Annotated in this window: 22 protein-coding genes; 16 read left to right on the forward strand and 6 right to left on the reverse strand. The window is 62.9% G+C overall.

Annotated elements, in window-relative coordinates:
- The first annotated feature begins 1 nt into the window (after position 1).
- On the forward strand, positions 2-703 hold the full coding sequence (locus ACEN84_RS28785; protein WP_413711451.1) for a GntR family transcriptional regulator: 702 nt from the start codon (positions 2-4) through the stop codon (positions 701-703).
- Positions 704-840: 137 nt separating this feature from the next.
- Positions 841-2,049: a DUF3422 domain-containing protein gene (locus ACEN84_RS28790; protein ID WP_413711452.1), complete on the forward strand. Its 1,209-nt coding sequence runs from the start codon at positions 841-843 to the stop codon at positions 2,047-2,049.
- Positions 2,050-2,062: 13 nt separating this feature from the next.
- On the opposite strand, the gene ACEN84_RS28795 is transcribed toward ACEN84_RS28790, so the two are convergent.
- The 3 genes from ACEN84_RS28795 to ACEN84_RS28805 form a co-directional block, all read right to left on the reverse strand.
- The gene (locus ACEN84_RS28795) at positions 2,063-3,124 is read right to left on the reverse strand and encodes an NAD(P)H-dependent flavin oxidoreductase (protein ID WP_203430908.1); all 1,062 of its coding nucleotides are present in this window, start codon (positions 3,122-3,124) and stop codon (positions 2,063-2,065) included.
- A 38-nt stretch (positions 3,125-3,162) separates the two neighbouring features.
- Positions 3,163-3,408 (reverse strand): tautomerase family protein, encoded by a 246-nt coding sequence (locus ACEN84_RS28800; protein WP_112717742.1) that lies wholly within the window; start codon positions 3,406-3,408, stop codon positions 3,163-3,165.
- 91 nt (positions 3,409-3,499) lie between these two features.
- Positions 3,500-4,213 carry an SDR family NAD(P)-dependent oxidoreductase gene (locus ACEN84_RS28805; protein ID WP_413711453.1) on the reverse strand — a complete coding sequence of 238 codons (714 nt, stop codon included), beginning with the start codon at positions 4,211-4,213 and terminating at the stop codon, positions 3,500-3,502.
- Positions 4,214-4,324: 111 nt separating this feature from the next.
- Between ACEN84_RS28805 and ACEN84_RS28810 the strand changes: the two genes are divergently transcribed.
- From ACEN84_RS28810 to ehuA, 11 genes are all read left to right on the forward strand, one after another.
- Positions 4,325-5,110, forward strand: coding sequence for a LysR family transcriptional regulator (locus ACEN84_RS28810; protein ID WP_413711454.1), 786 nt, complete (start codon positions 4,325-4,327; stop codon positions 5,108-5,110).
- 133 nt (positions 5,111-5,243) lie between these two features.
- Positions 5,244-5,549 carry a hypothetical protein gene (locus ACEN84_RS28815; RefSeq protein ID WP_112717736.1) on the forward strand — a complete coding sequence of 102 codons (306 nt, stop codon included), beginning with the start codon at positions 5,244-5,246 and terminating at the stop codon, positions 5,547-5,549.
- A 139-nt stretch (positions 5,550-5,688) separates the two neighbouring features.
- A complete protein-coding gene (locus ACEN84_RS28820; RefSeq protein ID WP_413711455.1) occupies positions 5,689-7,137 on the forward strand; it encodes a PLP-dependent aminotransferase family protein in 1,449 nt (482 codons plus the stop codon).
- A 69-nt stretch (positions 7,138-7,206) separates the two neighbouring features.
- The gene (gene eutB / locus ACEN84_RS28825; RefSeq protein WP_413711456.1) at positions 7,207-8,220 is read left to right on the forward strand and encodes a hydroxyectoine utilization dehydratase EutB; all 1,014 of its coding nucleotides are present in this window, start codon (positions 7,207-7,209) and stop codon (positions 8,218-8,220) included.
- Positions 8,217-9,230: an ectoine utilization protein EutC gene (eutC, locus tag ACEN84_RS28830; protein WP_413711457.1), complete on the forward strand. Its 1,014-nt coding sequence runs from the start codon at positions 8,217-8,219 to the stop codon at positions 9,228-9,230. Before eutB ends, eutC begins: the two co-directional genes overlap by 4 nt.
- Positions 9,227-10,405 (forward strand): ectoine hydrolase DoeA, encoded by a 1,179-nt coding sequence (gene doeA, locus ACEN84_RS28835; RefSeq protein ID WP_413711458.1) that lies wholly within the window; start codon positions 9,227-9,229, stop codon positions 10,403-10,405. Before eutC ends, doeA begins: the two co-directional genes overlap by 4 nt.
- Positions 10,406-10,412: 7 nt before the next feature.
- Positions 10,413-11,426 carry a N(2)-acetyl-L-2,4-diaminobutanoate deacetylase DoeB gene (gene doeB / locus ACEN84_RS28840; protein WP_413712513.1) on the forward strand — a complete coding sequence of 338 codons (1,014 nt, stop codon included), beginning with the start codon at positions 10,413-10,415 and terminating at the stop codon, positions 11,424-11,426.
- Between the two features lie 62 nt (positions 11,427-11,488).
- Positions 11,489-12,340, forward strand: coding sequence for an ectoine/hydroxyectoine ABC transporter substrate-binding protein EhuB (gene ehuB / locus ACEN84_RS28845; RefSeq protein ID WP_413711459.1), 852 nt, complete (start codon positions 11,489-11,491; stop codon positions 12,338-12,340).
- A 61-nt stretch (positions 12,341-12,401) separates the two neighbouring features.
- The gene (gene ehuC, locus ACEN84_RS28850; RefSeq protein WP_413711460.1) at positions 12,402-13,067 is read left to right on the forward strand and encodes an ectoine/hydroxyectoine ABC transporter permease subunit EhuC; all 666 of its coding nucleotides are present in this window, start codon (positions 12,402-12,404) and stop codon (positions 13,065-13,067) included.
- 12 nt (positions 13,068-13,079) lie between these two features.
- The gene (ehuD, locus tag ACEN84_RS28855; protein ID WP_199625236.1) at positions 13,080-13,772 is read left to right on the forward strand and encodes an ectoine/hydroxyectoine ABC transporter permease subunit EhuD; all 693 of its coding nucleotides are present in this window, start codon (positions 13,080-13,082) and stop codon (positions 13,770-13,772) included.
- Entirely contained in the window at positions 13,769-14,548 is a 780-nt protein-coding gene (gene ehuA / locus ACEN84_RS28860; protein ID WP_413711461.1) for an ectoine/hydroxyectoine ABC transporter ATP-binding protein EhuA, read from the forward strand. Before ehuD ends, ehuA begins: the two co-directional genes overlap by 4 nt.
- 53 nt (positions 14,549-14,601) lie before the next feature.
- Here ehuA and ACEN84_RS28865 read toward each other — a convergent pair whose 3' ends face one another.
- Entirely contained in the window at positions 14,602-15,102 is a 501-nt protein-coding gene (locus tag ACEN84_RS28865; protein ID WP_246777637.1) for a Dps family protein, read from the reverse strand.
- Between the two features lie 251 nt (positions 15,103-15,353).
- Here ACEN84_RS28865 and ACEN84_RS28870 point away from each other — a divergent pair, with 251 nt between their 5' ends.
- The 3 genes from ACEN84_RS28870 to ACEN84_RS28880 all read left to right on the forward strand — a co-directional run bounded on the left by ACEN84_RS28870 (position 15,354) and on the right by ACEN84_RS28880 (position 17,716).
- Positions 15,354-15,647, forward strand: a complete 294-nt coding sequence (locus tag ACEN84_RS28870; protein WP_199625238.1) for a hypothetical protein — start codon at positions 15,354-15,356, stop codon at positions 15,645-15,647.
- Between the two features lie 89 nt (positions 15,648-15,736).
- Positions 15,737-16,921, forward strand: coding sequence for an MFS transporter (locus tag ACEN84_RS28875; RefSeq protein WP_130281046.1), 1,185 nt, complete (start codon positions 15,737-15,739; stop codon positions 16,919-16,921).
- Between the two features lie 33 nt (positions 16,922-16,954).
- Positions 16,955-17,716 carry a hypothetical protein gene (locus tag ACEN84_RS28880; protein ID WP_413711462.1) on the forward strand — a complete coding sequence of 254 codons (762 nt, stop codon included), beginning with the start codon at positions 16,955-16,957 and terminating at the stop codon, positions 17,714-17,716.
- Between the two features lie 6 nt (positions 17,717-17,722).
- Here the strand turns inward: ACEN84_RS28880 and ACEN84_RS28885 are convergent, their stop codons facing one another.
- Together ACEN84_RS28885 and ACEN84_RS28890 are read right to left on the reverse strand one after the other, a co-directional pair.
- Positions 17,723-18,679, reverse strand: coding sequence for a sulfonate ABC transporter substrate-binding protein (locus ACEN84_RS28885; RefSeq protein ID WP_413711463.1), 957 nt, complete (start codon positions 18,677-18,679; stop codon positions 17,723-17,725).
- 181 nt (positions 18,680-18,860) lie between these two features.
- Positions 18,861-19,535, reverse strand: a complete 675-nt coding sequence (locus ACEN84_RS28890) for a dimethylsulfonioproprionate lyase family protein (protein ID WP_130281039.1) — start codon at positions 19,533-19,535, stop codon at positions 18,861-18,863.
- Between the last annotated feature and the right edge of the window lie 124 nt (positions 19,536-19,659).

The following is a 19,659-nucleotide window of genomic DNA, read 5'->3' on the forward strand; positions in this document are numbered from 1 at the left end:
CATGACGGCGGCACGAGATATGCACCTCGAAACTTTAAAGGTTGAGACCGGCGAAACCGCCGCGGCACAGGTCGAGCGGGATCTGCGCGAGCTGATCATCCAGCTGGAACTTGCCCCCGGCATGCGGCTTTCGGAACAGGACATCGCCACCCGCATGGGCGTATCGCGCCAGCCGGTGCGCGAAGCGCTGATCGCGCTCGGGAAATCCAAGCTCGTCGACATCCGCCCCAATCGCGGAACTGTTGTCGTCCGCATCTCAGCGCGGCAGATGATGGAAGCGCGTTTCGTGCGCGAGGCACTCGAGACCGCCGTAGCCCGCCGCGCCAGCGAAAGCTTCGACACCTGGACGCGGCGGCGGATCGACACGATCCTCACGCGCCAGCGCGCCGCCATGGAGGCGGAGGACCACAACGCCTTCCGCCGCGAGGACGAACAGTTTCACATCGCGATCGCCGAGGGCGCCGGCTGCAGCCTCGCCTGGAACGCCATCTCCGATATCAAGGCGCACATGGACCGCGTCTGCAACCTGCAGCTCCGCCACCCGGATTCCATGCTGCGGCTGATCGCCGAGCACGAGGCGATCATCGCGGCGATCGATACGCGCAACTCCGATGCCGCGGATGCGGCGATGCGCGCGCATCTGAACGGCATTCTTTCCGACCTGCCGCAGATCGAAGCGGACCATCCGGATCTGTTCGAATAGCGCGGATTCGGCGCTCCGCCGTCTCGTCCTTGAGTTAAATCGATATTTATGCGGCAAACCTAATTCGAGCCGCGGTTACCGCTTTTCTTCTCAAATCTCCCTTTGTAGCGTCCTCCCACCTTGGGGATGGAGCAGAGATGGGATCGTCGTCGGATTTCAATGCAGAACTACATGCGCGGCCGTCGATCTATTTCGATGGCCCGGCTTTCGTCGAACACGTCGCCATCATGCCGGGCGAAGGCAGCGCGGCGAGCCATATGGGATTTCACGACACCCTGTCGAATGAAGCGGATGTCGCGGTCCGCGTCGAGCGCCACACTGAATTCGTAACGGTGACACGGCTTCGAAAACTCTCTGCCGACGCAGCGGAATGGCCGTCCTCCGAACTATCGGATAGCGAAGTGGTGGAACTGACCGGCATCGCATCGCCAAAACAGATCTGCCGAGTAGCAATCCTGGTCGTCGACGAAACCGCCGAGGACCTCCCGCCGCATCTCGCAAGGTTCGGTTTCGGCGACACCGCGGCCTCCTTCATCGGTGGCGGCTCCGCCCTTGTCTGCTCCGATTTCAAGGTGCGGCAGGATGGTTCCAGCCGGATCCTGCTCTTCAACAGGGATCTGAACGCCCATCGGCTTGGGCGGATGGTGCGGCGCATCTTTGAGATCGAGACCTACCGGGCGATGGCCCTGCTCGGCCTGCCGGTCGCTCATCGTCTGGCCCCGATGATCGGCGCCTATGACCGGAAGCTGATCGAGCTGACGAACCGCAATCTGCTGATCCCGGCAGACGAGCACAAGGAACTGCTGGCCGACATCACGGTGCTCTCCTCGCAAATCATCTCGGCAGCCGCCGAGACCCGCAACAGGTTCAGCGCCACCGGCGCCTACACGACCATTGTCGAGGAACGCATCGCGCTGCTGCGCGAAACCCATGTGCCCGGCTTCCAGCGCTACGGCACCTTCGTGGCGCGCCGCTTCAAGCCCGCCGTCCGCACCTGCCAGGCGACGGCACTGCGGCTGGAACAGCTGTCACAGGCGACCACCCACCTGATCGACCTTCTGCAGACGCGCATTCAGGTGGAGATCGAGCACCAGAACGCCGTGCAGATCCAGGCCATGGCCGAACGGGCGGCGACACAGGTGAAGATCCAGCGCGCCGTCGAGGGCTTCTCGATCATCGCGATCAGCTATTACCTGCTCAGCCTGCTGAAGGTCGTGTTCGAAACCGCAGACCATGCGGGATATCACATCGATCCCTTGGTGATGCTCGTCTCGATCCCGATCGTCATCGGCACGGTCTGCCTGACGATCCTGCGCGTCAAGCATGCGTTGAGTTCGGAGCACTAGGGAGCGGGCTGCCCTACTCCTTGATCGCCGCCGCAAGATAGCGGGTGAGTTCGGCAGCGGATCTCTCCTTTGCCAACCCCGCGGCCTGCCCGGACCACATGCTCGAGAAATCGGAGCTGCCCGTCTTTTCGGCGGCCGTGCGCAGCGGGATCAGGGCGCCACCGGCTGTCGGGAACGCCGGAGCGATATCAGAGAGCGGACCGATCTCGCGCATCAGCCGGTTCATGAAGCCGCGGGCCGGCCGCCCCGTGAAGACATTGGTCAGCGCCGTCTTGTCTGCGCCCCCGGCGCGTAGCGCCTGGCGGTGAAACTCCGTAACTTTTGCTTCCGGCGTCAGCAGATAGGCCGTGCCCACCTGGACCGCGGATGCGCCGAGTTCGAAGGCGGCGCGCACACCGCGCTGATCGGCAATTCCGCCGGCAGCGATGACCGGCACCGAGACGGCATCGGCGATCTGCGGAACGAGCGCGAAAGTGCCGACCTGGGTTGCCATATCCATGCTCAGGAAGTTGCCGCGATGACCACCCGCCTCGTATCCCATGGCGATGACGGCATCGACGCCCCGCTCTTCGAGCCAGCGCGCCTCGGCTACCGTGGTGGCAGAAGCGATGATCCTGGCATTCGTCGCCCTCACCCTTGCAAGCAGCGCGTCGCCCGGAAGGCCGAAATGGAAGCTGACGACCTCGGGACGATACTCCTCGACGATCTCGCAGAAAGCCGCGTCGAACGGCGCGCGATTGGACGATGGAACAGCATCGGCCGGATCGAGACCGAGCTCGACGTAGTAGGCAGACAGCGCCGCCCGCCACAGCATCTGCGCGGACGGATCTGGCTCAGGAGCGGCATGGGCGAAGAAGTTCACGTTGACAGGCTTTCGCGTCGCGGCGCGGATCTGGTCCAGCGCGCTTCGCATCTGTTCGACCGTCAGCATCGCCCCGGGCAGCGAGCCCAGACCACCGGCCTCGCTCGTCGCGATCACCATCTCCGGCGTCGTGGCTCCCGCCATCGGCGCCTGGATGATGGGGAGATCGATGCCGAAGAGATCGGTGATGCGGCTGTCTTTCCGGGATTCCATGGTCACGACTTCCTTTTCTGTGGCGCCCGCCGGCAACCCTATTCGGATTTGGCGTCTTGTTCAGCCTGCTTCCGGCGAAATTCCGGAGTGGTCACCCCGCCGACGCCCCAGTTTTCCAATTCGACCTCGTCGATGACGACAAATGTCGACGCATGCGGCTTGCCCATCACTTCGAAAAGCAGATCGCTGACGCCCTTGATCAGCGCCTTCTTCTGCTCCGGCGTCGTAGCCTGCGCGCCTGGCGCCGTTCCTTCACGCGTCACCTTGATATTCACATAAGGCATGGTTCTTACCTTCGCTATGCCGGTCGTCTGATCCGACGCGGCGGTTGATGAACGTGGAGAGCTGCCCGCGCAGAACGCGGGCAAGCGTGAGTTACCAGCGTCCGGCGTGCTGGCCGCCATCGACATTGATGGTTTCGCCGGTCAGGAAGCGGGCGCGCTCGAGATAGAGGACGGCATCGACGACATCGACGATCTCGCCCATGCGGCCGACCGGATGCAGGCCCTTGAGGAATTCGTGGGTTTCGGCGGGATGCATCGGCGTCTTGATGATGCCGGGTGCCACGGCATTCACCCGCACGCCACGCTTTGCATATTCGATCGCCAAACCGCGGGTGACAGCATCAAGGCCGCCCTTTGTCAGCAGGGCGAGACCCGATGGCACATCGCTAAGAGCCTGATGAACAAGCGTGGTGGTGATCTGAACGATATGCCCGTCGCGATGCTTTTCCAGATGGGGCAGCGCCAGCTGCGTGATATGGAAGAAGCCCTCGATATTGACCTTCAGCACATTGGCGAGCTCGTCCGTCGTATAGTCGACGAAGGGCTTGCCGATGAAGACGCCGGCATTGTTGATCAGCGTATCGATGCGGCCAAAGCGCTCGATGGCGGCATCGACGACTGTCTGCGCGACGGCGCGCTCGCCGATATCACCGGGTACCGCGACGATGCCGGTGTCGGCGGATTGCTTGATATTGCGGGAATTGGCGACGACGGCATAGCCGGCCTCGCGATAGGCCTTGACGATACCGGCACCCAGGCCCTGCGAGGCGCCGGTGACGATGACGACTTTCTGTTCGCTGCTCATGATGATTTCCTTCCTTGTCGGCCGCTGACTGCAGTCAGCCGGCGGGCTGATTGTCTTGCCCACCAGAGGTAGGCTGGTGACTTCTTGTGTGAAATTGGCTATTGATTCTCAGTGGCTGAGAAAAAACGCACAGAGCCTGACTGGCAGGACATCCGCGTCTTCCTGGCGCTCGGGCGGCATCGCAGCCTCTCGGCGGCGGCGCGCACCCTGTCGGTCAATCACGCGACCATCGCGCGGCGGATCCGCTCGCTCGAGGCGACGCTCGGCGAGAAGCTGGTCGAGAGACGGCCGGACGGTTACGTCCTGACAGCAGCGGGCACGCAGGCGCTCGCGGTTGCCAGCGACATGGAGACGGCAGTTCAGACGCTGGTACGCGGCGGCACTGATGGCGCCCCCCGGGGGCTGGTTCGCATCAATGCCCCTCCGGCGCTTGCGCAGGGTTTCCTCGCGGAGCGCCTTGCCGAAATCCCGCTTCAGTTTCCGGGGCTGGACATCGATCTCGCTACCGATCTTCGCTCGGTGAGCCTCGAGCGTCATGAAACAGACATTGCCATTCGTCTCGGCCGGCCTCAGGATGGAGACCTGATGGCAAAGCTGCTGCTGCCGATGGCGTTCGGCTTCTACGGCACGCCGGCCATCTGCCAAGAGGTGGAGGAAGGTGCTGCGCCGAAATTCATCGGGTTTGACGAGACGAATTCCTACCTCCCGGAAGCCGCATGGCTTGCCCGGGAGTTCCCGAATGAACGGCTGGTGTTTCGCGCCAACAATCAGGTCGCGCAGGCAACCGCCGCCAGATCGGGCGCCGGATTGGCGCTTCTGCCCCACTATATCGGACGCGCCGAGCGCTCCCTCAGGCTCTGCCGGCTCGAGCCGGTTCCGCCGCCGCGCGAGATCTGACTGCTCACTCGGCGCCAGGATCGCAAGGAGACGCCAATACGAGCGGTCTGCGATTTCATCGCCCGGAAGTTTGCTGATGAGCGAGCGCTCTTCGAGGTGTGAGACTGACGAAGATCAACATGGGAGGAAGAAAATGGCCGAACCAGACCGTTGGCGCCACATGGCAAGCGCACCGAGAGACGGCAGCCGGATCCTGGTGACGATCCGCGCGGTCGAACAGGGGCCTGCCGAGGTCGATCTTGCCTATTGGTCGAATGGCGACCGGTTTGGCGCCGAGGGCTGGCGGGCATCGGATTCCTCGCCGGGGCAGATCATCGAATATGCCGAACCGGAACTGAAGTGTTGGATGCCGCTTCCAACGGTGGACGTGAGCCGCGCCGCAATGCCCACACCCTGGGAAGGCGAGGACGAACAGAATCTCGACGGCTCCGGGATCTGAGAGCCAAAAAGATAGCGGCGGCGTAACGCTTTGAGTGGTTTTTGCGGGCTGATCGCGATCGGCAGCGCGGGGCGCTTCATCTTTTTGCTCGAAGCGTGCATAATGTCATGAAATTATCGCCTTCAAAACGAGACAATTCATGCGCCGCCAAGCCAATCCCTTCGCCACAGATCCGACTCCCGCGACAAAGCCGGTCGTCTGGCGGCCGAGCGTAGCGAAACAGAAAGGCGAGACGAAGCATGCGGCTTTGACCGAGCGGATCATTGCCGATATCGATTCCGGCATCCTGAAGCCGATGGACAGGATGCCGACGCATCGCGACCTGGCGCGGGAACTCGGCCTGTCGGTCCAGACCGTCAGCCTCTCCTACAAGGAAGCGGAAAGGCTCGGCTATCTGAGCGGCGAGATCGGCCGCGGCACCTTCGTCAAGGCGCGCGTAACGGACCGCGCGGGCCGGATGATGCTCGACCACAGCCAGAACGAGGTACTCGACCTCTCGATCATCCGCGCCGTCTATCTCGATGCGCATGAGGATGCTTCCCGCGAGATTTTCCGCGAGCTTGCCGAGAGCGATATTGCGAGCTTCATGCGGCCTTGCCGGCCGATCGCCGGGCTCGACCGTCATCGCGAGGCGGCGCGGCTCTGGCTGCAGCCGATCGGTGTGACGGCTGGCGCCGAGCGCATTCTCGTCACCAACGGAGCAGCGCACAGCATCTTCCTCGCCCTGAGCTGCATCATCCGCTCCGGCGATGTCGTGCTGTGCGAAAACCTCACCGATCACGGCATCATCGGGCTCTCCAATATCCTCGGCTTCAGCCTGAAGGGAGTGCCGACAGATGCTGAGGGTATCTTGCCTGACGCGCTGGAAGCGGCCTGCGCCGTGGGCAGTGTCAGGGCGCTGGTGCTCATTCCGACGCTCAACAACCCGACGAGCCACGTCGCCGGTGCAGAGCGCCGGCGCGCAATCGCCGAGATCGCACAGCGCTACGGCATCTTCGTCATCGAGGATGAGGTCTACAGGCCCATGATCGAGGACGACCTGCCGTCCATCACCGAGCTGCTGCCCGATCTCGGCTTCTTTGCCACAAGCTTCACCAAGACGGTGTTGACCGGCCTGCGTGTCGGCTACCTCGTCGTCCCGCCCGCCTATTCGATCCGCGCTGCCTCTATCCTGCGGGTGTCCAGCTGGAGCGGCACCTATCTGACCGCCGAGATCGCCACGCGCTGGGTCGAGAATGGCACGGCGCAGGAATTGCTGGCGATACAGCGCGATGAGGCGCGCTCGCGCCAAGGCATTGCCGCCGAAATCCTCGGCGACCATTTCGCCTCCAGCCACCCGCTGTCACTCTGCGCCTGGCTGAAAGTGCCGCAGCACTGGACCGAAGATGGCCTGGTGCGCTCACTTGCCAACCAGAATGTCGCAGTCACACCATCGGAACCGTTTATCGCCGGTCCCGGCCACGGCGGCGGCATCCGGATCTGCCTCGGCGGGCGGATGAGCCACGCGACACTCCGGAAAGCGCTGACGACAGTGCGCCAGGCGTTCGAACAGCTGCCGCCCGTCTACGACGTCGGCTCCATCGGCTGATGTCCGGTTCAGGACAATCATTGAATCATTACAATATAATAATTGACATGATTTTACTTCGCTCTCAACATGACAATCATGAAGAGCGAGCCGAGATCAACAGAAAACGAGACGCTGCCGGTCAGCCTGGCTGACATCGAGCACGCTGCCGATCGCATCCGCGGACGCGTGACGCGCACGCCGCTCACTCACTCCGCTTCCCTCTCCAGGCAGGCTCACCAACCCGTTTATCTCAAGCTCGAGACCCGCCAGCCGATCGGCGCCTTCAAGCTGCGCGGCGCGACGAATGCCATTCTCGCGCTCGATCCTGCAGCCCGCGAGCGCGGCCTCGTCACCGCCTCGACCGGCAATCACGGCCGTGCCGTTGCCTATGCCGCGCAGGCGCTCGGCATTCCCGCAACGGTCTGCATGTCATCGCTGGTACCAGCCAACAAGGTCGAGGCTATCAGGGCGCTCGGCGCGGAAATCCGCATTGTCGGCGTCTCGCAGGACGATGCGCAGGATGAGGTCGAGCGGCTGGTCGAAAGCCGCGGCCTGACGCCGATCCCGCCGTTCGATCATGCTGACGTCGTTGCCGGTCAGGGCACGATCGGCCTCGAAATCGTCGAGGACCTGCCTGATCTCGCGACGGTTCTCATCCCCCTTTCCGGCGGCGGCTTGGTAGGCGGCATCGCTGTCGCGGTCAATGCGCTGAAGCCGCAGGCGCGGATCATCGGCATCTCGATGGAGCGCGGCGCCGCCATGTATGCATCGATTGCCGCCGGCAGGCCCGTTGCAGTCCGCGAAGAGGAGACGCTGGCGGATTCACTCGGCGGCGGCATCGGCCTTTCAAACCGTGTGACTTTCCCGCTGTGCCGCGATCTGCTCGATGAGATCGTGCTGCTGACGGAGGAGGAGATCGCCGCGGGAATCCGTCATGCCTCGCATGAAGAAGGCGAGATCGTCGAGGGCGCCGGAGCGGTCGGCATTGCCGCCATTCTCGCGGGCAAGGTGGAGCTCACCGGCCCCACGGCCGTGATCCTCTCGGGCGGCAATATCGACGCCAGGGTTCACCGGGATATCATCGAGGGAGGTGCTGCATGAGCCGCATTCGCATCCTGACGGAACGGGACTTGCGCGCCGTCGTCAGCCTTGATATTTCGGCCGTCGACTGCATCGAGCAGGCCTTCCTGGCGCTGGCGACGCAGCCGGTGGCAATGCCGCCGATCCTGCGGCTCGACATTCCCGAATTCCGCGGTGAAGTCGATGTCAAGACGGCCTATGTGCCGGGTTTTGATGGCTTCGCGATCAAGGTGAGCCCCGGCTTCTTCGACAACCCGAAGCTCGGACTGCCCAGCCTCAACGGGCTGATGATCCTGTTCAGCGCCAGGACGGGTCTGGTCGAAGCCCTGCTTCTCGACAACGGCTATCTGACCGACGTGCGCACCGCCGCAGCCGGCGCGGTCGCCGCCCGGCATCTGTCGCGCACAGAGGCGTCGGTCGCCACGATCTTCGGTGCCGGCATGCAGGCGCAGCTGCAGCTCTCGGCCCTGATGCTGGTGCGCCCGATCAAATCGGCGCGCATCTGGGCACGTGACAACGCCAAGGCGGAAAAGCTCGCGGCCGAATGCACGCGGCAATTCGGCATCGACGTTACCGCCTTCTCCGATCCGCGGAAGGCGATGCGCGGCAGCGACATCGTCGTCACCACCACACCGGCTGAAAAGCCCATCCTGATGGCCGATTGGCTGGAACCCGGCCAGCATCTGACCGCAATGGGATCGGATTCCGAATACAAGAACGAGATCGATCCTGATGTCTTCGCCCGCGCCACCTACATTGCCGACCGCCTGTCGCAGACCCGCATTCTGGGCGAACTGCACCACGCCATCAAGGCAGGTTCGGCTAGGCCGGAACAAGAGTTCGCGGAGCTCGGTGCGGTGATCGCCGGTACGGCGAAGGGTCGCGTCAGCGCCGGGGACATAACCTTTGCCGACCTGACCGGGACCGGCGTGCAGGACACTGCGATCGCCAATCTGGCCGTCAGCCGCGCAACAGCGGCAGGCAGCGGTCAGACAATCGAAAACAAAAGAGAAATGGGAGATGCCGCGTGAGCGTGACGCTGAACTTTACGCGTGAGGAATATGCCGAGCGCCTGTCCAAGACCCGTCATGCCATGGAAAAGGCCGGGATTGATCTGCTTGTCGTCACCGACCCGTCCAACATGCACTGGCTCACCGGCTACGATGGCTGGTCCTTCTATGTGCATCAATGCGTTCTGGTGCCGCCATCAGGCGAGCCGATCTGGTATGGCCGCAAGCAGGATGCCAACGGCGCCAAGCGCACCGCTTACCTCGACCACGACAACATCATCGGCTACCCGGACCACTATGTGCAGTCGACCGAGCGCCACCCGATGGATCTGCTCTCGCAGATCATCGACGAGCGCAAATGGTCCGGCCTGACCGTCGGCGTCGAGATGGACAACTACTATTTCTCCGCGGCAGCCTACGCCTCGCTGCAGAAAAACCTGCCGAACGCCCGCTTCGAGGACGCAGCCGGCCTCGTGAACTGGCAGCGCGCAGTCAAGAGCCCGACCGAACTCGACTATATGCGCAAGGCCGGCAAGATCGTCGAGCTGATGCACAAGCGCATCGTCGAGGTCGTCGAACCCGGCATGCGCAAATGCGATCTCGTCGCCGAGATCTATGATGCGGGCATCAGGGGAACGCCGGAGTTCGGCGGCGATTACCCGGCAATCGTGCCGCTTCTGCCGTCGGGCGCCGACGCTTCCGCGCCTCACCTCACCTGGGACGACAAGCCAATGCGCCTTGGCGAGGGCACGTTCTTCGAGATCGCCGGCGCCTACAAGCGTTATCATTGCCCGCTGTCGCGCACCGTCTTTCTCGGCAAGCCGACGCAGGCCTTTCTCGACGCCGAGAAGGCGACGCTCGAAGGCATGGAAGCCGGCCTTGCCGCGGCCAGGCCGGGCAACAGCTGCGAGGACATCGCCAACGCCTTCTTTGCCGTGCTGAAGAAATACGGGATCATCAAGGACAACCGCACGGGTTACCCGATCGGGCTTTCCTATCCGCCGGATTGGGGTGAGCGCACCATGAGCCTGCGCCCCGGTGACCGGACGGAGCTGAAGCCCGGCATGACCTTCCATTTCATGACCGGCCTCTGGCTCGAGGATATGGGGCTGGAGATCACAGAAAGCATCGCGATCACCGAGACCGGCGTCGAATGCCTGTCGAATGTGCCGCGCCAGCTGTTCGTGAAGGGGTGAGGCAATGCTGACCAGCGCCGCGCTCCGTCCCTCGCCGATCACGCCCTCCGTCGATTTCGACGGCAAGGGCGTGCAGCACGGACATCTGCGCCTGCCCTATAGCCGCGATGACAGCGCCTGGGGCTCGGTGATGATCCCGATCTGCGTCATTGCCAACGGCGACGGCCCGACCGCGCTTCTGACCGGGGCCAATCATGGCGACGAATATGAGGGGCCGGCGGCACTCTTCGAACTGGCGCAGACGCTTGATCCCGCCGAGATAAACGGACGCGTCATCATCGTTCCGGCGCTCAATTATCCTGCCTTCCGTGCCGGCACGCGGACTTCGCCGATCGACCGGGGAAACCTGAACCGCAGCTTTCCGGGCCGTCCGGATGGCACGGTGACGGAGAAGATCGCCGACTACGTCACGCGTCATCTGATACCGCTCGCCGATATCGTGCTCGACTTCCACTCCGGCGGCAGGACACTGGATTTCCTGCCCTATGCCGCCGCCCACGAACTGCCGGACAAGGATCAGGAAGCGCGTTGCTTCAATGCCGTCGCGGCCTTCGCCGCACCCTTCTCGATGAAGATGCTGGAGATCGATGCGGCCGGCATGCTGGATACGACCGTCGAGGAGATGGGCAAGGTCTTCGTCACCACCGAACTCGGCGGTGCCGGGACGGCGACCGCGCGGTCGATCGAGATCGCCCGCAAGGGCAGCCTTAACCTCCTGCGGCATGCCGGTATCCTTTCGGGTGAACCGAATGCCGCGCCCACTCGTTGGTTGGATATGCCATCGAGCGATTGCTTCACCTTTGCGCAGGATGAGGGACTGATCGCCTTCGCCGCCGATCTCGGCGATCCGGTCAGGACAGGCGAGGTCATCGCCCGTGTCTACCCCGTCGGCAAAACCGGCATTGCACCAATCGAGTACCGCGCCGCCATGGATGGCGTGCTCGCGGCTCGCCACGTACCCGGCCTGATCAAGGCCGGCGACTGCCTTTCCGTGATCGCCACGATCACGGAGGAGACCTAACCCAAGAGAACCACGCGAGATCCGAAAACGGACAGCAAAACCCTAACCAGAGGAGAATTCGCATGCCAATCAAGACAATCGCCGGCCTTTCGGCCCTTGCACTGCTGCTGGGCGTAACGTCTGCCAGCGCACTGACACTCGAGGAGGTCAAGCAGCAGGGTTACATCCGCGCCGCGACCGCCAATGAAGTGCCCTATTCCTACATGCAGCCCGATGGCACCTCTGCCGGCATCGGTCCCGATGTCGCCAGCGCCGTGCTGAAATCCATGGGGATCGAAGAGATCAACTGGACGGTCACGCCTTTCGGCACCCTGATCCCGGGCCTCAAGGCAAAGCGCTTCGATTTTGCCGCGGCCGAGCAGAACATCTCGCCGGAACGCTGCAAGCAGGTTGCCTTCACCGAGCCGAACTCGTCCTATGGCGAGGGCCTGCTCGTCAAGAAGGGCAATCCGAAGGGCCTGAAGACCTATGCCGACATTGCAAAGGATCCGTCGCTGACGGTGGCCGTCGTCTCCGGCGCCAACAATGTCGACTTCCTGCGCGCCGTCGGCGTCAAGGATGAGCAGATCGTCTTCATTCCGGCCAATGCCGATGCTATCCCGACCGTGCAGAGCCGCACCGACGCCTATGCGGCGACCGAACTGACCGTTGCCGCACTCGCAAAGGGCCAGGCCCAGGTCGAGCAGGTCGCGCCGTTCACGGACCCGATCGTCAAGGATGCGCCGGTTCGCAACTATGGTGGCTTTGCCTTCCGCCCGGAAGACAAGGAACTGCGCGACGCCTTCAACGCCGCCCTCGTCAAGTTCCGCACGACGGATGAGTACAAGGCGATCCTCACCAAGTACGGCCTGTCCGAACAGAGTATCGCTGCAGCGGCCGACAAGAAGGTCGACGACCTCTGCGCCGGCAAGTAACGGCAGAAGGCGCCCGATCGCACCGGTCGGGCGCCGCTCCTAACGATCAGGAGACTTCCGTATGAACTGGACAGCCTACCTGCCGATGCTCTGGCATGGTGCATTCATCACGATGACGATCACGCTGGCGTCGATTGCCGTCGGCGCGGTGCTCGCTTTCCTCTTCGGCATCCTGCGCGTCGAGGGAGGACCTATCCTTTCCGCTATCGCGCTGTGCTACACGGAAGTGTTCCGCGGCACCTCGCTCTTCGTTCAGCTTTTCTGGTTTTACTACGCGCTGCCGCTCGTCGGCCTGAGCTTCGATCCGATCACCACGGGCATCCTGGTGCTGGCGGCCCATGCCGGCGGATATGGCGCCGAGATCGTGCGCGGGGCGCTGTCATCCGTGTCTGTGCAGCAGCTGGAAGCTGCGCGCGCCCTGAATTTCAGCCGCTTCCAGACGCTGTTTCGCATCTCGCTGCCGCAGGCGATCGTCGAGATGATGCCGGCCTTCGGCAATCTGGCGATCGAGACGCTCAAGCTCTCGTCGCTCGTGTCGCTGATATCGATTGCCGATCTCACCTTCGCGGCCCAATCGATCCGCAACATCACACTGGATAGCGCCAGCATCTATTCGATCACGCTCCTCTGCTACTTCGCCATGTCGCTGGTGCTGATGGTGGCGATCCGGGTGATCGAGCATTTCGTGCGGCGCGGCCACGCCTTCCCGCAGATGCCCCGTTCGTGAGGATATGTTCACATGATGTATGGATACGAATGGGATACGACGACCTGGCTCACCTATACGAGCTCGATCCTGCCGATCATCCTGATCGGCCTGACGGTGACGTTGAAGGCAGCGGCGGCAGGCTTTGCCATCGCGCTCGTTCTCGGCCTCGTCTTCGCGCTGCTGCGCCGCAGTCGCGTGATCGCGATCTCCTGGACGACTGCCTTCGTCGTTGAATTCCTGCGCGACACGCCGCTTCTGGTGCAGCTCTTCTTTCTCTATTACGTGCTGCCCGATTTCGGCGTCGTGCTTCCGGCCTTCCTCACCGGTGCCATCGCCCTTGGCCTGCAATATGCCGCCTACACATCCGAGGTCTATCGTGGCGGCATCGAGGCCGTCGCCCGCGGCCAGTGGGAAGCGGCGACGGCGCTCAATCTGACGCGCATGCAGGCCTATCGCGACATCATCATCCCGCAGGCCATCCCACGGATCGTGCCGGCCATGGGCAATTATCTCGTCGCCATGATCAAGGAAACGCCGGTCCTTTCCGTCGTCACCGTCATGGAAATGATGGGCCTTGCCAACATGATCGGCGAACGCACCTTCGAATATCTCGTGCCGCTGACACTCGTCGGCCTGATCTTCCTCCTCCTGACGCTGATCTGCTCGGCCGGTCTCCACCGCCTGCAGAAAGCCCTTCCGAAAGCAGGAATCCCCTTGCGATGACCGAGAACAACAATCCGCCCATCATCGAATTTTCCAATGTCGCCAAGCGCTTCGGCCCGCTGACGGTGCTCGACGACTTCAATTTCAGCGTCAAGAAGGGCGAGAAGGTGACGTTGATCGGCCCGTCCGGGTCGGGCAAATCTACCGTGCTGCGCATCCTGATGACACTAGAGCCGTTTCAGGACGGCAAGCTGACACTGCAGGACATTTCCTATCACGAGCCGAACGGCAAAGGCCCTTTCAAGGCCTCGGAAAACCATCTGCGCCAGATCCGAAACCATGTCGGCATGGTCTTCCAGAGCTTCAATCTGTTCCCGCATATGACGGTGCTGCGCAATATCGTCGAAGCCCCCCTGCGGGTGCTCGGCATCGCGCGGGCAGAAGCCGAGGCGCGGGCGCTGCAACTGCTCGACATGGTGGGTCTCACCGACAAGAAGGACTTCTATCCCTCACAGCTATCCGGCGGACAGCAGCAGCGCGTGGCGATCGCCCGGGCGCTGGCGATGCGCCCGCGGGTGCTTCTCTTTGACGAGCCGACCTCGGCGCTCGATCCGCAGCTGGTCGGCGAAGTGCTCTCCGTCATCCGCGGCCTGGCGCATGAGCACGACCTGACCATGCTGCTTGTCACCCATGAAATGCGCTTCGCCCGGGAAGTTTCGGACCGGGTCTGCTTCTTCGACAAGGGCCGGATCTGCGAACAAGGCGCACCCGAGGAGATATTCGGCGCACCGCGCGAGCAGCGGACGCGGGAATTTCTGTCGTCGGTTCTGGCTTGATGAAAAGGCCCGGAAGCTAAGCTCCGGGCCTTTGAAATTGGGTAACCGTCTTTCTAGCGGGTGCGTGTCGTTTCGAAGAGGAACCAGACGCGCCTCTCGGTCTCGTCGATCCAGTTCTCGATCAGGCTGGTCGTTGCGTGATCATTATGCTCGGAGGTCAGGTTGTGCACCTCCCGGAACATCTCGACGAGCCGCTTGTTGTCGTCCCTGAGCTCGGCCAGCATGTCGTCGGGCGTCACGTAATCCGCGTCATTGTCCGAAAGCCGCTGCAGGCGGGACACCTGGCCGATCGACTTCAGCGTCGTTCCGCCGATCTTGCGGACCCGTTCGGCGATATCGTCGGTCATCGCAAAGATCTGCTCGGCCTGTTCATCAAGCATCAGATGGTAGTCGCGGAAATGCGGGCCGGACATGTGCCAGTGAAAGTTTTTGGTCTTCAAATACAGGGTGAAGACATCGGCAAGGATCGCGGTCATCGCCGCCGATATGTCGGTTATGGCATTCGATTTCAGGTCTGAAGGCGTTTTGAGCGACGGCGCAGGACGTTTTTCCACTGTCTAACCCTCCGTGGAGCAGCGAGTAACTCCGCTCAAGGTACCGCTCGCCCCGTTCGCTTCAATAAGTGCGACAAAATTTCGGCCGGTCTGGTCAGCGTCAGCAGATCAGGCGCCCCTCCCGATGCCGATCCGAGCACAGACACCTCTGGCGTAAACCATGCTAAAGTTGGCGTTTACGCCGATAGTGACTGAGGCCGCCGATCGCTAGTTTCCCTCTCGCAACTCAACGCCTTCTGCGGAGAAAAATCATGAAAGTTCTAGCTATCGGATCGATCATCAAGCCCGTCACCGACGAGCAGCGCCGCGAGATCATGCCGAAGGAAGTGCCGGCAACGCTGCAGCACTATCTCAATGGCAAGATCGAGCAGTTCTGGGCTCGCCAGGACGCCCCGGGCGTCATCTTCCTGATGAACGTGGATTCCATCGAGCAGGCGAAGGCCGAAGTCGAGGGCCTTCCGCTGGTGACCGGCGGCTTTGCCTCCTACCAGTTCATTCCGGTCGGCCCGCTGGCGCCGCTCGGCCTGCTCATTCAGGGCAAGTAACTGCAGCCTGGTTCCGGCGGCCATTCTCCCACTTGGCCGCCGGCGCCACTGCCTTGCCGTGACATATCTTCAAAACGGATCATTCTTTGATGGACAGACGACTTCTCGTTCTTGCCCTTGGCATGTTTGCGCTCGGTACCGACAGTTTCGTCGTTGCCGGCGTGCTGCCTGAAATCGCCCGCGACTTCAACGTCAGCATCGGCGCTGCCGGGCAGATGACAACGATCTATGCGGCCACGATCGCCGTGCTGGCGCCTGTCATTGCGGCGGCTGCGGCACATATGCCCCGCAACAGGCTGCTGCTTGCCGGCCTCGGCATCTTCGTCATCGCCAATCTCGCAACGGCGCTCTCGCCCAATTTCGAAATGGCGCTTGCCACCCGCGCACTCGCCGGTCTCGGAGCCGCCATGTTCGCCCCGACGGCAACCGGTTCGGCCGCGTCGATCGTGGCACCCGAGAAGCGCGGCTTTGCGCTTTCGGTCGTCGCCACTGGCATGACCGTCTCAACCGCCCTTGGCGCTCCGATCGGCACATTGATCGGCGGTCTCGGAGACTGGCACTGGACGATGGTCTTCGTCTCGGCACTGGCGGCCATCGCAGGCGCCGGCGTGCTTGTCTTCCTGCCGCATATTCCGATGCCGCCTGCCGTCTCGCTCGGCAAGCGTCTGGCGCCGCTCGCCGATGCCAGGATCGGTCTGGCGCTGACCACGACCTTCCTGTTCTTCAGCGCCGCCTTTACCATCTACACCTATTTCTCGGTCGTCTTCGGCCGCACGATCGGTGGCGACACGGCGATCCTCGCCGGGCTTCTGGTGCTCTGGGGCGCGGCCGGAACGGTCTCCAACCTGCTTGCCGGGCGGCTGATCGACGCGATCGGTTCGCGGAAAGTGCTGATCACGATGCTCGGTATGGTGCTTGTGAACTTCCTGCTTCTGCAGTGGAGCGGCGCCAGCCTCTGGACTGCCGTGCCCGCCGTCCTGCTCTGGGGCGCCTGTGGCTGGGGCAGCACGGTGCCGCAGCAGCACCGCATCGTCGGCATCGCGCCGCAGATTGCGCCGATCGTGCTCGGCCTCAACAACTCTGCGGTGTTTCTCGGAACCACCGCGGCTGGCATCATCGGCGCAACGGCCATCGACATCGTCGGCAGCCAAAATCTCGGCTTCGTCGCCGCAGGTCTGGTCGCCGCCGCATTGATTGCCTCCGAGCTCACCGACCGGGCGATTGCCGCTTCGCGTAGCCGCAGCGCACCCGATCAGCGCCAGAAGGCAGCCTGAGGCCAAACCTCTGCAATACAGAAAGGTCTGACAATGCTCGACTTGATCAAATCCTCCATCGAGGCCCATGGCGGCCTCGACAGATGGCAGCGCATCCGCAAGATCACCGCGACGATGACGCCGGATGGTCTGGCGCTGAAGGCCCGCGGACAGGAGGCCTTTGCGAAAAGGCCGACGCGGGTGACAATCGATACGCACCTGCAGAAGACGGCCTTCGATCCATTTCTGGCACCAGAACAGATCGGCATCTACGAACCCTTCCGGACTGCCGTCGAAAGCGCCGCAGGCGCGACGCTCGAATGGTTGGACAATCCGCGCCAGTCATTCACGCCGAATGTGCCATGGAGCGCTTCGCAGCTCGTCTATTTCGCCGGATACGCGATGTGGACCTACCTGACACTGCCCTTCTCGCTGCTGACCGATGGCGTCAGCTGCGAAGAGGTCGAGCCGTGGCATGAGGACGGCGAAATCTGGCGGGCCGTAAAAGTCCGGTTCCCGGCTTCCTACGTCACGCATTCCACCGAACAAGTGCTCTACTTCGACAGCAACGCCCTGATCCGGCGCCAGGACTATGCGGTGGAGATCGCGGGCGGCGGTATCGCCGCTCACTATTCCTATGATCACCGGACGTTCGAAGGACTGGTCTTCCCGACCCGCCGCCGCATCTATCTGCGTGGCGTCGATGGGCAACCCGACAGAAACGTCATCCTGATGGCCGCCGACTTCGAGAATTTCGAGTTCGTCCGCGAGGAACAGGGCGTCCCCCAAGGCTGGAACGCGGTGACCTGTGACTAGCAGCCTTCACGCCTTGGCGCGGCGCACGGCGTCGGCGATCGTGACTTTCTTCGGGATGAGCTGCAGTTCGAAGAAGGTGTCGGCGATCGCCTGCTGCTGGGCTACGACGGTATCGTCGAGGCTCTTCACGCCATAGGACTGGCGCTCCAGCGCCTTGACGAGCACCGGCTCGGGAATGCCGACCAGCGGCGAGAGTTCCTTCGCGGCGGCGGAAACGTCGGCCTTGGCCCATTCGTCGATCTCGGCGATCGCGGCGATAACCGTATCGACGGCTTCGGCGTGGCCGTCGACCAGCGTCTTGGTGCCGAGATAGAATTGGTGGTTGGGGACGATGCCCTCGCCGTTTCTGAGCTCGCGCGCTTCGATCGCCTCTTCTGCCGCGGCCTGGAACGGATCCCAGATCACCCAGGCATCGACGGCGCCCTGCTCGAAGGCCGCCCGGCCATCGGCCGGGGCGAGGAAGGAGGGCTCGATATCGGCATAGGTGGGGCCCGCTTCCTCAAGCGCCTTGACCAGCAGGTAGTGGACGTTGGAGCCCTTGTTGAAGGCAACCTTCTTGCCCTTCAGATCGGCAACCGCCTTGATCGGGCTGTCCTTCGCAACGAGGATCGCTTCGCCGCGCGGCGCGGGCGGTTCATGGGCCACGTAGACCAGCGGCGCGCTGGCCGCCTGGGCGAAGATCGGCGGTGTCTCGCCGGTGGAGCCGAAATCGACGGCGCCGGCATTCAGCGCCTCGAGCAGCTGCGGCCCGCCGGGAAACTCGGTCCATTCGACCGAATAGCCGATCACCTGCAGCTTGGCTTCCAGGCTGCCCTTCCCCTTCAAGAGCACCAGCGTGCCGTATTTCTGATAGCCGATGCGCACGACCTTGTCGGCTGCGGCGGCCGTACCGGCTTTGATGAATGGCAGGGTAACGGCAGCGCCCGCGAGTGCAGCCGTAAAAGTGCGTCTTGAAATGTCCATGATAGCCCTCCGAAAGATCTCGTCGAGCAAAGTAATTTATGTCTACAGATTTACTAGAATAACTATGCTGTTCTCATAGGCTCTGAGGAATTTGATTTTCCTGCGGCGTTGTCGAACCGTGTTGCCTATACTCAGGACAGCGAAAATCGGCTGCTGGTGCGGCTTGCGACAGTGAAAGAGTTCAGCGCTCCATCTGGCACCAGGCCGCCAGGAGCGGCCGCGCAGTGCAGCGCATGGCGACGGTGTGACCTGCCTCGTTATAAAAGGCCGAGCCCGGCGTCGCCTGCTGCCAGCCGCGGTCGTCGCAGAGGAATTCGCAATCGGAGAGCGCCAGGAACACGCGGGCGCGATACTGCACGTGATCGGGGAAGCGGCTGTAGGGCTCCATGATCGTCAGGCCGAGTGTCACGTCTTCCCGCTCTTCGAGGCCCGACGCACCGGCGATGATCGCATGGGCATGCGCGGTCTCGATATTCATGCTGGCGAAGGGGCCGGTCTTGCTGGAGACCCAGTCGAGGTTCTTGGCGACGTCGTTGATGGCGGCCGCCACCTCGGCGAAGGCCTTGCCCTTGGAAGCAATCTGGCGCAGCGCGAATTGCAGCTGCGGCACCAGCTTCAGCGGTGTTGCGGGACGGGTCGAGACCGCGCCCGGCTGCTGCAGCAGGTGGAAGATCTTGCCGGCGACGAATTTTTCCATCATCGGCGTGCCATCGGCAAGCATCAGGCTGCCGATCGCGCCGATCAGCCGCTGCACCTCGGCCGGCCTGCGGGCGCGGCTCGCCGGGTAGGCCTCCTCGGTTCTGGTTCCTCGGTGCAAGAGGAGATCGGCATCTCTCCTCAGCTTGGATTTCGACATCGGGTATATTCCGGAGCGCTTCGCGCCACCCAAAGGCGGCGCAACCTGAGCGCAAATAGTTTCGCGAAGGCATCGGATCAACACCAATGCGAAAGCGCGGTCAAGACGGCTGGCGAAAACTCCT

This window comes from Rhizobium sp. Rhizsp82, assembly GCF_047325115.1.
Lineage (GTDB): Bacteria > Pseudomonadota > Alphaproteobacteria > Rhizobiales > Rhizobiaceae > Rhizobium.